The 12,220-nt window shown below is 59.0% G+C and carries 13 protein-coding genes; 3 read left to right on the forward strand and 10 right to left on the reverse strand.

The features are described 5' to 3' along the window. Positions 1-123: 123 nt before the first annotated feature. Genes ACR0JW_RS09040 through phnG form a run of 4 tightly spaced genes read right to left on the reverse strand, consistent with a single transcriptional unit; the run spans position 124 to position 2,845 of the window. On the reverse strand, positions 124-720 hold the full coding sequence (locus ACR0JW_RS09040) for an HAD family hydrolase (protein WP_170678376.1): 597 nt from the start codon (positions 718-720) through the stop codon (positions 124-126). Further along, positions 717-1,808, reverse strand: coding sequence for a carbon-phosphorus lyase complex subunit PhnI (locus ACR0JW_RS09045; protein ID WP_170678378.1), 1,092 nt, complete (start codon positions 1,806-1,808; stop codon positions 717-719). The genes ACR0JW_RS09040 and ACR0JW_RS09045 overlap by 4 nt, the downstream gene beginning before the upstream one ends. A 3-nt stretch (positions 1,809-1,811) precedes the next feature. Beyond that, on the reverse strand, positions 1,812-2,387 hold the full coding sequence (gene phnH, locus ACR0JW_RS09050; protein WP_170678380.1) for a phosphonate C-P lyase system protein PhnH: 576 nt from the start codon (positions 2,385-2,387) through the stop codon (positions 1,812-1,814). Further along, on the reverse strand, positions 2,384-2,845 hold the full coding sequence (phnG, locus tag ACR0JW_RS09055) for a phosphonate C-P lyase system protein PhnG (protein WP_170678381.1): 462 nt from the start codon (positions 2,843-2,845) through the stop codon (positions 2,384-2,386). Before phnG ends, phnH begins: the two co-directional genes overlap by 4 nt. A 103-nt stretch (positions 2,846-2,948) precedes the next feature. Here phnG and phnF point away from each other — a divergent pair, with 103 nt between their 5' ends. After that, positions 2,949-3,659 carry a phosphonate metabolism transcriptional regulator PhnF gene (gene phnF / locus ACR0JW_RS09060; RefSeq protein ID WP_170678383.1) on the forward strand — a complete coding sequence of 237 codons (711 nt, stop codon included), beginning with the start codon at positions 2,949-2,951 and terminating at the stop codon, positions 3,657-3,659. Positions 3,660-3,813: 154 nt separating this feature from the next. Here phnF and ACR0JW_RS09065 read toward each other — a convergent pair whose 3' ends face one another. The 5 genes from ACR0JW_RS09065 to phnC form a co-directional block, all read right to left on the reverse strand. Further along, positions 3,814-4,431: an LbetaH domain-containing protein gene (locus ACR0JW_RS09065; RefSeq protein ID WP_480713821.1), complete on the reverse strand. Its 618-nt coding sequence runs from the start codon at positions 4,429-4,431 to the stop codon at positions 3,814-3,816. A 24-nt stretch (positions 4,432-4,455) separates the two neighbouring features. Next, positions 4,456-5,823 carry a phosphonate ABC transporter, permease protein PhnE gene (phnE, locus tag ACR0JW_RS09070; RefSeq protein ID WP_170825099.1) on the reverse strand — a complete coding sequence of 456 codons (1,368 nt, stop codon included), beginning with the start codon at positions 5,821-5,823 and terminating at the stop codon, positions 4,456-4,458. Continuing rightward, positions 5,820-6,701 carry a phosphonate ABC transporter, permease protein PhnE gene (phnE, locus tag ACR0JW_RS09075; protein ID WP_170678389.1) on the reverse strand — a complete coding sequence of 294 codons (882 nt, stop codon included), beginning with the start codon at positions 6,699-6,701 and terminating at the stop codon, positions 5,820-5,822. Before phnE (ACR0JW_RS09075) ends, phnE (ACR0JW_RS09070) begins: the two co-directional genes overlap by 4 nt. 66 nt (positions 6,702-6,767) lie before the next feature. Beyond that, positions 6,768-7,670, reverse strand: coding sequence for a phosphonate ABC transporter substrate-binding protein (gene phnD, locus ACR0JW_RS09080; protein ID WP_170678391.1), 903 nt, complete (start codon positions 7,668-7,670; stop codon positions 6,768-6,770). A gap of 66 nt (positions 7,671-7,736) precedes the next feature. Then, positions 7,737-8,558 carry a phosphonate ABC transporter ATP-binding protein gene (gene phnC / locus ACR0JW_RS09085; RefSeq protein ID WP_480713822.1) on the reverse strand — a complete coding sequence of 274 codons (822 nt, stop codon included), beginning with the start codon at positions 8,556-8,558 and terminating at the stop codon, positions 7,737-7,739. A 207-nt stretch (positions 8,559-8,765) separates the two neighbouring features. Here phnC and rpe point away from each other — a divergent pair, with 207 nt between their 5' ends. Then, positions 8,766-9,452: a ribulose-phosphate 3-epimerase gene (rpe, locus tag ACR0JW_RS09090; RefSeq protein ID WP_170678395.1), complete on the forward strand. Its 687-nt coding sequence runs from the start codon at positions 8,766-8,768 to the stop codon at positions 9,450-9,452. Positions 9,453-9,585: 133 nt separating this feature from the next. Here rpe and ACR0JW_RS09095 read toward each other — a convergent pair whose 3' ends face one another. After that, positions 9,586-10,524 (reverse strand): transferrin-binding protein-like solute binding protein, encoded by a 939-nt coding sequence (locus ACR0JW_RS09095; protein ID WP_170678397.1) that lies wholly within the window; start codon positions 10,522-10,524, stop codon positions 9,586-9,588. A 237-nt stretch (positions 10,525-10,761) separates the two neighbouring features. Here ACR0JW_RS09095 and ACR0JW_RS09100 point away from each other — a divergent pair, with 237 nt between their 5' ends. Next, on the forward strand, positions 10,762-12,018 hold the full coding sequence (locus tag ACR0JW_RS09100; protein WP_480713823.1) for a tetratricopeptide repeat protein: 1,257 nt from the start codon (positions 10,762-10,764) through the stop codon (positions 12,016-12,018). Positions 12,019-12,220: the final 202 nt, after the last annotated feature.

The following is a 12,220-nucleotide window of genomic DNA, read 5'->3' on the forward strand; positions in this document are numbered from 1 at the left end:
GACGAATGGAGCGCGATCGGGGCGCCGACGCAGACCTCTCTCGGCAAAAATCCGCCAGCCCGCGCGGATACACAGAAGCGTTCCCCAGCTCACTTCGCCCCGGACAGACAATCCTGAACCCCGTCACAGGAAACCCCTTTCGGTCAGTTCTGCCTCCAGTGCCCGCGGCGTCGTAAAGTGAATGCCATCCATGCCAACCGCACGCGCGCCTTCGACATTGTGCAGACCGTCATCGATGAACACACACTCCTCGGGCGCAATACCAGCACGAGCAAAAAGCAGTTCGAAAATTCGCGCGTCGGGCTTCATCACGCCCTCCTGCCCCGAAACGACCAATGTTCCGAACACCTCGCCCAGACGCGGGTGCACCTTCAGTCCTTCTGGCCAGGTTTCGGCTGACCAGTTGGTGATGGCATGAACCGGCGTACCCTGCGCCCTGAGCCGGTCCAGAACATCCCAGGTTCCATGGATCGCGTTTTCAACGGTACGCGTGTACAATCCTACATATGCCGCAAAAAGGCGCTGGTCCTGCGGATCGTCAAGTTCCTGTGCCAGATCGGCAAATCGCTCGCCATTGTCTCCACGCGCATTGCGCGCCAGGAAATCCGTGCGCTCGATAAACGCATGTGCGGCGTCTTCCGACCCAAGCGCCTCGACCCAGGCCAGATGCGGTTTCCAGTCGACCAGTACACCGCCAATATCAAAAACTACCGCTTTCATTCTTCTGCCTCCTTCCCAGTAATCCGTTCTTCGGCTTCCCGGCGCAGTTTCCGCACCAATTCCAGTTCAGACTGGAAATCCACGTAGTGCGGCAACTTGATATGTTCGAGGAAACCAGTGGCCTGAATGTTGTCTGAGTGGCTGAGGACAAATTCCTCATCCTGCGCAGGGGCGCCCAGATTGTCCTCGCCCAGTTCTTCCCAACGCAGGGCACGATCGACCAAAGCCATCGCGATGGATTTACGTTCCGACTGGCCGAATAGCAGCCCGTATCCGCGCGTGAATTGCGGCGGTTCGGTCTTGGAGCCCTTGAACTGGTTCACCGTTTCGCATTCGGTCAACTCGATCTCGCCGATCTCAATGGCGAACCCCAGTTCGGGGATATCCATCTCAACCGCGACCTTACCGATCCGCAGCTCTCCGACAAAAGCGTGGTTGCGGGCATAGCCACGCTGAGTTGAGTAAGCCATGCCCAGCACAAAGCCCTCATCCCCGCGTGTCAGGGATTGCAGGCGCAGTGGCCGGTTCGACGGAAACTCCATCGGCTCGCGTGTCAGGTCTCCCGGTGTTGCGTCGCTGGGCGGTTCGTCCTGAATGATATCCTCACCCTTGAGGAACTCGGTGATATGCGGTGTTGGCTCATGCCGGGCAGAGCCTTTGGGCGCAGCAGCCACCTCTCCGTCAGCGGCCAGTTTGAAATCCAGCAGACGGTGCGTGTAATCAAAGGTCGGGCCCAGCACCTGCCCGCCTGGCGCATCCTTGAAAGTGGCTGAGATACGGCGATCACACGCCATGTCACCCGTCTCAACCGGATTGGAGTAACCAAATCGCGGCAGTGTCGTGCGGTAGGCCCGGATCAGAAAGATTGCTTCGATCAGATCGCCGCGCGCCTGTTTGATCGCCAGCGCCGCAAGATCAGGATCGAACAGGGACCCTTCAGCCATCACGCGGTTCACGGCAAGGCTCAGTTGTTCCCGGATCTGCGCAAGGCTCAGTTCGGTAACATCCGTTGATCCGCGCCGTTCCTCAGCCAGCCAGGCATGGGCGTTTTCGATGGCCTTCTCACCACCTTTGACGGCAACATACATCGCTTAACCCTCCGCCCTAATCCGCGTGCTGCGCGGCAATGCCGCGACTTGCGTTCCGCTGGTGAAAAAGAAGTCGCATCCCAGTGGGTAGAGCGCTGCATTGCCTTGCAGGATAGCGATATCCGGAAGCGAAAGATGCGCCACCTCCTTGATCCCCGGCCCGCTGAGTGCCGCACCCTGCTGTTCGAGCGCATCGCATTCCACGATCAGCGTGGCAGACCGGTCTGGATATTCCGGCGTGCCGATCCGGTAGGAGTGCAGCGGCATGAGATCCTCCCAGCGGCCAACCGAGAAATCGGCCTCGGCCGCCGGAACAATCGGCGCGCCGGTATGGAAGGTCAGCCATTTCCGCACCGCCTCGGTATCAGCCTCCCCGGCAAGATGAACGCGGGTTTCAGGATCACACAGCGTCAACAGCAACGCACCCGCCGCTATGGACAAGGGCACGGGGGGCTCAGCACCAGTCAGGTCACGAATCTCTCCAGGTCGCGCCATGACGGTCATTGCCGCACGAAAGGCATGTGCGGCATCAACCGGCGCATTTCGGAACCCACCTGAGAATTGGGTTTGCGCGCTCATTGATCTTCTCCGCGTACCATGGTGAAGAACTCGACTTTGGTGGCTGCTGCCTTGGCCGCACGTGCCGTCTTTGCGGCCTGCATCTGCATCGTCAGCGGATCTATCACTTTTGCCTGGACCATGTCGGCAGACTCGGTTTGCATCAGCGCATCGACCAAAGCTGCCGTCCGGGCCTTATCCCGGGACCTGCCCTGCACATAGCCGTGCCCGACCGTGCCATCCTCCAGCACCAGTGAGCATCGCGTCACTGTCATCTCACCCAGATTGAACGGGGCACCCGTGCCACCCGTGCGACCGCGCACCATGACGCCACCGATTTCGGGCGCACGCAGCCATTCATATGTCGGATTCAGCTGCAGGCCGTCCCATAGTGCCATCAGGGCATCCTGCGGCGCCCGGGCCAGTACACCCATCCAAGCCTGCCGCGCTTGGGCTGATTTATCTGTCTGTTCCACCATCATAGCCTCTTGGCCAGGTTGTCTATTCTTACTATACAACTAGACAAATATTACACCTGTCGATCTCGAGTCGCAATCTCCTCAGCCGTGAAGTTTTTATGACATGAGCAAAACACCAATCTGGAAAAGCATCGCCCTGACCCTGACCTCGGACATAGCCGAGGGCCGGTACAACACCGGCGACCGCCTGCCGACCGAAGCGCAACTGGCCGCAACCCATGGCGTAAACCGGCATACCGTCCGACGGGCGCTGTCCGACCTGGCCGAGCGCGGACTGGTCCACGCCCGGCGCGGTGCAGGCGTGTTTGTTTCGGCTCGCCCCACAGACTACCCGATTGGCAAACGTGTCAGATACCACAAGAACATCTCGGCTAGCGGCAAGATCCCGGGCAAACGAGTGCTGGCCCTGACAACCCGCGCATCTGATGAGGCCGAGGCCGAAGCGCTCGGCCTGCAAACAGGTGACCCGGTTCATGTCTATGACGGCTTGTCTCTGGCTGACGGGCAACCTGTGGGTCTGTTTCAGAGCGTCTTTCCCGCAGAGCGATTTCCCGACTTGCTGGATGCCCTGTCCGGAAATGCATCGGTGACAAAGGCCCTGCAAACCTGCGGTGTGCCGGATTACACCCGTATTTCGACCCGCCTGACCGCGCGATCCGCCAGCGCAACGCAGGCACTGCATTTGCAATTGACCGAAGGTGCCCCCGTGTTGCATTCGCTGGGGATAAACGCTGATCCTGACGGACAGCCCGTTGAATATGGCAAGACCGTATTTGCGGGTGAGCGCGTGACACTTACCCTAAGCGATGAATAACTGGAGTGCTCCCGCCCGTCTTCAGCCTCCTGACGGAGGCCTCATCCTGTTGGGCATAGCGCCGCGCAATGCGCGGCGCCGGGCCCAAGGCCGCCAAGGGGTATCGGCGCAGCCGATGTCCCTGCGGGCGCGGGAGCCGTCTTGGCTGACTTGATCACGCCTCGTGTTTTTTCAGAAATGCTTCGGCAGACATGGCACGGAAATCTGGCAGGGCAGTACGAAGCCTGCTGTTGTCCCAATCCCACCAGGCCAGTGCCATCATGCGATCTGCAATATCCTCGGAAACGCGACGACGCACCGGTTGTGCAGTGACACCAGCAACAATCGTGTAGGGCGCTACATCCTTGGTGACAATCGCACCAGAGGCGACGACCGCGCCATGGCCTATGGTAACCTCGGGCTTGATGATCGCTGCGTGCCCGATCCAGGTATCATGACCGATAAACGCTGTGCGACCCACACGATGGGTAAACCAGTCGGCATCGTCCTCGGCATCGTCCCAATAGTCAGCTGACCGATAGTAAAAATGGTGCAGCGAGGCTTTCTCCATCGGATGATCGGTCGCCCCGATCCGAGTGAAACTGGCGATGTTCGCAAACTTGCCGATCCGGGCATTGGCGATGTCGCAGGTTCGGTCGCAATAGGAGTAATCACCGAACTCGGAATTCGCCACGCGGGTACCGGCACCGATCTCGACGAACTCGCCAAAGGTGCTGCCCGTAATCTGGCAATCGGGATGGATGAACGGCTGGTCGGAACGCAGTCGCGCCATGGTCTTTTTGTCCTTGTTCTTAGGTCACGGCAATAAGAACGGCTTGCCCTTGCGATCCCGCAGTTTGCGCGTCTTTCCGGTTTCACCCTGGATCAGACGTCGGCGCAGCCAGCCCGAGAACCAATCCATCAGCATCACCATCAGGATGATCAGGACGATGTAGTAGGCGACCTCTTCCCAGTCTTTTTGCGTGATGATGGCCTGCGTCAGCAGCAAACCGATCCCGCCGCCTGTGATCGCACCGATCACGGTGGCACTGCGGGTGTTGGATTCGAGGAAGTAAAGCAACTGGCTCAACAACACCGGAGTGATCTGTGGGATCACCCCAAAGCGATAGCGCTGTGGCGCGTTTGCTCCGGTGGATTGCACACCTTCGATCTGCTTCTGATCCACATTTTCCAGCGCCTCCGAGAAAATTTTGCCGAATGTGCCGGTGTCCGTCACCAGAATGGCCAGCGCCCCTGTCAGCGGACCCGGACCAAAGGCCCGGGCCAGAACAACCGTCCAGATCAGCGCATCCACGCCACGGACAAAATCGAACACCCGGCGCGTACCAAAACGCACCGACCGCAACGGGTTGAAATTGCGCGTCGCCATGAAGGCCAGCGGCAATGCGATCAGGCCGGCCCCGAGGGTTCCCAGAAAGGCCATCAGAATGGTCTCAAAGATCGCCCAGGCCACATCCTGATGCCGCCACATCTTGTTGGTCCAGAAGTCATTGAAGATCGCACCGGCTTCACCTGATGCGGCACGCCTCATCAACTCCGAGAAAGACTTGCCAAAATAAGGGCTATCCAGCGTAAACCAGAACAGCTCCCAACCTGTGAAATAGCGGAATACCTCAGAGCGATTGCGGGTGACCGTCAGACGGCCCGCATCCGTCGTGATCGCCAACCGGTTCTTGGAGACATTGATCCATTCAGGCACATCCCCTGACGGCAATTCCGCCTGCACGCCAGCGGATCGGCTGGGCGTCGCGCGTACCCTACCATAACCCGGGATGTCGTACTCGACCGTCTCGGGACCAAAGCGCACAACGTGTCCGTCTTCCAGATCGATCACGGTCGTCTCACCCAACGCGACCCAATCCGGCGCGGTCCCCTCGGGATAGGCTCCCTTACGCTCACCCTCGATGGCAACCGAGACTTCACCATTGCGGTTGTCGCGCTCGACATGGGTCTTGTAGCTGTAGCTGTCCGAAATCAACGTCTTGCCGTTTTCCCAATTGGCGCGTTCGGCCAGCCCGGGCACGTCAAAGGCGAAGAAAACATAGATCAGGTACAGGACAATCAATCCCGGCAATCCAAAGTTCACGATACGCTTGCGGCTGAACAGGCGGTCGGCCTCGGCCTTGAGGTCATCTATCGACAGGTCGGTGGCAAAGGTACTCATGCCGTGGCTCCTTTGTCCGACCCGTGGGTCAGGCGGTCGCGCAGCAACCCGGACAGCTGATCCACGATAACGATGGTGACAAAAAGCAGGATGAAGATGGCCGCAGCCTCATCGTAACGCCCCTGTCCCCAGGACATGGCATTACGTAGCTCATAACCCAGACCACCCGCACCGACGAAGCCCAGAATAGCCGATGCGCGGATGTTGATCTCAAACCGCAATAGCGCATAGCTGACATAGTTCGGCCCGACCTGCGGGATCACGCCCAGATGCATGCGCTGCGACCAGTTGGCCCCGACCGACTGCAATCCTTCCACCGGTTTGAGCGAGGCGTTTTCATTGACCTCAGAGAACAGCTTGCCCAGCGCTCCCGCCGTGTGAATGGCAATGGCGATCATCGCCGGGATCGGACCACCACCCAGAATGAAGATCAAAACCAGCGCAATCACGATCTCTGGTATGGCGCGGAAGATGTCCGAAATCCGGCGGAAGACCGGGATCAGTGATGGCCAAAGCGCCATGCCCCGCGTCGACATCAGCGCCAGAAACGTTCCACCGATCGTCCCGACCAAAGTTGCCGCCGCCGCGATGTTCAATGTCTCGATCAATGCGGGAAAAAACTCGACAAGATTCGCAGGCATCGCGCCGATCTTTTCCCAGGCTTCCGACAACACCTCGGCCGGATAGTCCAGAATGCGATGCCAGCCGTCGGTGAAGCTTCCTGCATTGCGGCTGTCAGCGGTGCGGAATCCCGCCGCCATCAAAACCACGAACAGGATCAGAAGGATACCACCATAGACCCTCTTGCGTCGTGTCATCGCTGTATATTCGTCGCGGATCTGATCGACGCTTTGGGACCCTGCAGTCAGGTCTGTCATGGAATGCTCCTGAGGGGAAAACGGGGTCCGGTTCAATACCAGACCCCGATCATTGGATAGGCAGGCTTAGTTGGACTTCAGCTTGCGTGCTTCGATGATGATTTCGTAGGCGTCATGCGTGATCGGCTCGAACGCTTTTGCCTCACCCGCAGCAACACCGTAGAAGCAGTCGCGATCTTTCTCGTGCAGGCCAGCCATCAGGGCAGTCATCTTTTCTTTGACACCCGCAGGCAGCGCGGTGCGCAGAACAACCGGACCTTCCGGGATCGGCTTGGATTTCCAGATTTCGACCATGTCATTCATGTCGACCAGACCGGCATCAACCGCGCGGCGCAGGGCGCCTGAGTTGTAGCCGTCTTCCCAGTTGCCCAGACCGTCAGCCCAGGTAACGCCACCGTCTACATCGCCATTGTTGACCGCAACGATGGTCTGCTCGTGACCGCCGGTGAACTTCACTTCACCAAAATAGTCGCCCGAATCCATGGTCGCACCAGTGGCCTGCGGGATTTCGATCGACGGGATCAGATAGCCCGAGGTCGAGTTCGGGTCACCAAAACCAAAGGTCTTGCCCTTCATGTCGTCCAGCGAGGTGATGCCGCTGTCCTTGCGTGCAAACCCGATCGAATAGTAGCCGTAGCCGCCGTCGACATTCACTTTGACCAGAACCGGCTCAACCGCCTCGGGATCGCTCAGATAGGTTTTAGCGTAGCCCGACGCGCCCAGCCACGCCATGTCGATGGTGCCGCCCAGCAGACCCTGAATAACGCCGTTATAGTCGGCAGGGGCAAACAGCTTGGTCTCAACGCCCAGCGCTTCTTCGGTGTATTCCCGCAGACACTCGTTGTTGTTCAGACGGTCCTGAGCGTTTTCGCCGCCCAGAATACCGATGCGGAATTCGCTGATGTCCTGAGCCATTGCAGGTGCGGCCATGGCAGTGGTCGCAACAAGGGCAGTCATTAGTTTTTTCATCTGTCTCTCTCCAGTTTGATTACCCCGACCTCTCATCGGGCCGGGCGATGAAAGGTGGTGGGGGGCTCAGATGGTGGCCTCGGCTTCCATCAGGGCCTTCTGGGTGGCGTCGAGCGTTTCGATCTCGGTCGATGTCGCCTCTTCCGAGAAGCTGGCGTCGGCGCCATAGATTTCGCGGGCAACCCCGGTGGTCAGCTGCTCGGGCAACCCGTCAAACACGATGCGCCCGTCGCGCATACCAACCACGCGGTCGCAATAGCGGCGCGCAGTATCCAGCGTGTGAAGGTTTGCGATGACGGTGCGGCCGTCCTCTTCGTGGATACGGCGCAGGGCCTGCATCACGACCTGCGCATTCATCGGGTCCAGCGAGGCGATGGGTTCGTCCGCCAGTATGATCCTGGGGTCCTGCATCAGGGCACGTGCGATGGCGACGCGTTGCTGCTGCCCCCCCGACAGGGCCTCAGCCCGCTTTGGCGCATGTTCGGCAATGCCAAGACGATCCAGTATGTCGATAGCGCGATGGATATCCTCCATCGGAAACAGGTTGAACATCGTCGCCAGTGTCGAGTGTCGGTTCAGCGTCCCGTGCAGCACGTTCGACACGACATCCATGCGCGGCACCAGATTGAACTGCTGGAAAATCATCGCACACTCGGCTTGCCAGGACCGTTTTTCCCGGCCTTTCAGTCGGGTAACATCGCGGCCTTCGTACAGGATGCGGCCATCGCTGGAATCGGTTAACCGGTTGAGCATTCGCAGCAGCGTCGATTTACCCGCCCCGGACCGGCCGATGATCCCGATCATGCAGGGTTTGTCCACATCCAGCGTTGCCGCATCGACAGCAACGTTGTCACCAAATCGCTTGGTCAGTTTTTCGATACGCAGCACGTGCCACCCCCAAATCGTGTTGGTGGCCAGCTACAGACGGCACTCAACGGGGATGTGTCGGTTCGATGAAAGTTTTGTAACTGCGATCCGTGCTGCAAGTATCGGCCACCCGGCTCCAAGCCCCGCAAACGCGGGATTGGGCCTACCCATTGGCATCAATCGCGGCTATATGCGCGGGCAACACCCTACCTGCGCACGAGGCCAGCCATGAGCTTTGACCGTTCCATCAAGATTGCCCCATCCATCCTGTCCGCCGATTTCGCCAATTTCGGACAAGAAATTCAGGCGATCGAGGCCCAGGGCGCCGACTGGGTGCATGTCGATGTGATGGACGGTCATTTTGTGCCGAACCTGACCTTTGGTCCGCCTGCGGTAAAGGCATTCCGCCCGCATGTGAAGACAGTGATGGACGTGCATCTGATGATCACGCCGGTCGACCCCTACATTCAGGCTTACGCCGATGCGGGTGCCGACATCCTGACCGCCCATGTCGAGGCGGGCCCACATACGCACCGCACCTTGCAGGCGATCCGGGCCGCCGGGATGAAGGCTGGCGTTGCGCTGAACCCGGGAACCCCTGCCGAGGCGGTCGAGCATCTGCTGGACCTGACGGACCTCGTTTGCGTCATGACGGTGAACCCTGGATTTGGTGGCCAGAAATTCATCGATATGACCGCAAAGATCCGCCGCCTGCGGCAGATGATCGGCGATCGCCCGGTTCACATCGAGATTGATGGCGGCGTTGATCCCCAGACCGCACCGCTGGTCGCTGCCGCCGGGGCGGACGTACTGGTCGCCGGTTCCGCCGTATTCAAGGGCGGCTCGGTCTCCCGACCCGAAGTATACGGTGCAAACATTCAGGCAGTCCGGGCGGCCGCAAACTCCACACTCTAGGCGTCATCGCGGCCAGAGAACCCTGGGGAACTCTTGGCAACGAAACCCAAGCCCGCATGTAACAGGCTTGGGACACCTGCGCATTCGGCCCTGACAGCAAGAGCCTTTACACAGGAAGGCTCTTGCGGGGTGATCAATCTGCGCCGAACGCCCCGATATAAGACACACCGTTCGCGCCAGTGGTCTGAAAGGTCCCGCCAACTTCTTCCGCATTGGGGCCGTAGAATACACCATGAGCCTGACCGCTGGTTCCCGAACCGGCGACATTTGCCACGAACCCCGAGTTCGAAACGCTGCCGGTACCCGCGAAATCCAGCTCTGGGGCGAGACCGGTGCTCCCTCCGACCAGCAGGCTGTCTGCCACGGTATTGGTGCTGCTCATCGAAACGGTGGAGAAATCTGTCGACACATTGACTTCGGAAACCGTCTGATAGTGGGTTCCATCGGCGCGCCGTGCAATCCCGGTGCTGGCACCCTGATAGCTGGCGGTCTGCCCGCGCGGCATGTCGGCGGTCGGCGTAACCGAGCCATAGGACCCGGCGCCCGCGGTACCGGACGGCTGGTTCCGGTCATGCAACCACGCGCCAAAGGTCTGATACTCGAACCGTGTCCGGGTTGGGTCGAGAATGGTTGCACCGGAATTCAAATCCGGAGAGTTGAAGGTGACCGCCGCCGTACCCTGATCAATCCTGTCACCATTGCGGCTGTCCAGATTGAAACTGGATCCCCCCGAAACAGCCGTCGCCGCAACGATGTTTCCGCCGCTTGTAATCAGCGTCAGATCCGATGGAATCGGGCCAGTCTGGTTTTGAACGATGACTTGACCATTCGCCTGATTTGACGAATACGCCTGCACGACTGCCCTGCCATTCAAGGTTGCACTGCCATCCTGCGGCAGATTGATTTTCTGCGCGGGCGTTGTTGAAATCGGCCCTTCGGCGGAGTTTCCACCACCAGAGGACGAATCACCACCGCCGCCGCCATCAAAATCAAGACCGGCGGCTCCGCCGCATGCGCCAAGGAAAAATACGGGGATGAATGCTGCAATCAGGCAACGTGTGTGGGAATTCATAACTGCTCCATAGTCAAATCTTTAACGGCACATTAGTTACTCACCCATACGGCGCAAGTGATGCCGCCCGTGCAATCTATAGGAAATGTTTTTGTTGTTGAAATTGCGACAGGCACCGTGGGCCGAATTGACGCACAAGTTTGTTTTCACGGCAAAAATGGTTTCCCGCAACAACAATAATAGACCGCGCCGCTCAATTTCGTTTTGGCGCCGGATGACGTCCAAAAAGGCTTGTTCTTGACCCGTATTCTGCTTACAGCCCTCAGCTTTCTGTTTGCCCTGTTACCCAATACCGAGGTCCGCGCCCAGTCAGAAAACAAAGTTCCAGTCGCTGCGTTCGTCGACGAAACGGAAATCGAAGCTTTGTTTCTAAGCGGCCTTGCGGATCTGCAACGCGGACAACCGCAAGCTGCAATCGAAAAGTTCTCCTCGATACTCGCGGCCAATCCGAATCTCGTGCGGGTCAGGCTGGAATTGGCCCGCGCATTCTTTCTGGCCCGTCAGTGGGACCGGGCACGAAACGAGTTCTTTGTCGTTCTTTCCGGCGATCTGCCGGACCCTGTGCGCGCCCGTGTTCTCAGCTACATCTGGCAGATCGACGCCCGCCGGGGGTTCGACTGGGATCTCAGCCTCGGCCTGGCCACGGTCGGCAATCCGCGCAAATACGACACGGACCAGATCACACTGAACCTGTTCGGGCTGAATCTGCCGTTCACGTTGGACCGCGACACCTCGACCGAACTCGGCCTGCGCGTCACCGGAGCGGCGAATTTCCGCAAACCGGTCGACCTGTCCTTTTCCAACCTCGATACCGTTGCATTTGCATCATTGGCGTTTGACGTGACCGAGGCGCGAACCTCGAACTACGATGACTACGTTTTCGTTGGAAGGTTCGGTCTGCGCACCCTCGCCCCGTTGACCACCGTGTCTTTCGGACCGGCCCTCTCGACCCGACTTGTCGGCGGCAATGTGTTTGAGAACCGCATCGCTCTGGAAACCGCATTCGAACGCAGAAACCTGCTCGGGGGATCTGTCTTTGGCCTTGTATCCGCGTCGCGCCTGCACAATCCGACAAACAGCGCGCTGGACGGTCATGAGTTTCAGGCCGAACTCGGTGTTCGCCGGTCCATCGGCGGGCGGGGATCCATCGGGTTGAGCGCACTGATCCACGACAAGTCGGTGGAAGGCGATCTGGATAATTATTTGCGCAAGCGATTGACCCTGTTTGGTCAGGTGGACACACGCGGCGGCTTCACGTTTCGTCCGTCCGTCTATCTTGAAAACAGGACGTTCCAGACCCCCAGCCCGATCCTCATCGCCTCACCAGACGAGACGACATGGGGCACGGCAGTCAGGGTCGAAAAGAACGATCTGTTTATCGGCAACGGCTTCTCGCCGTTCCTGCAACTGGAATACAACCGAGCTCAGTCTGATATCAGGGCCTACAGCTATACGGAAACCGAGTTTGAGCTGGGCTTCGAGCGGCGCTTTTGAGACCCGGAAGTCTTTTACTACACCGAAAGCCGATAGCAGGAATGCAACAACCCTTTGATCTCTTGCGTCCTCATCCCGAGATGAGTCCCCGCGCAATCTCAGATTGGCGCGAAACAAAAAAAGGGCGTCCCGTGGGACGCCCTTTCCGTAGCTTTTCGCAGATGCGAATTACTCGATGATTTTCGACACAACGCCGGCGCCG

Source organism: Ruegeria sp. BG6, assembly GCF_056538465.1.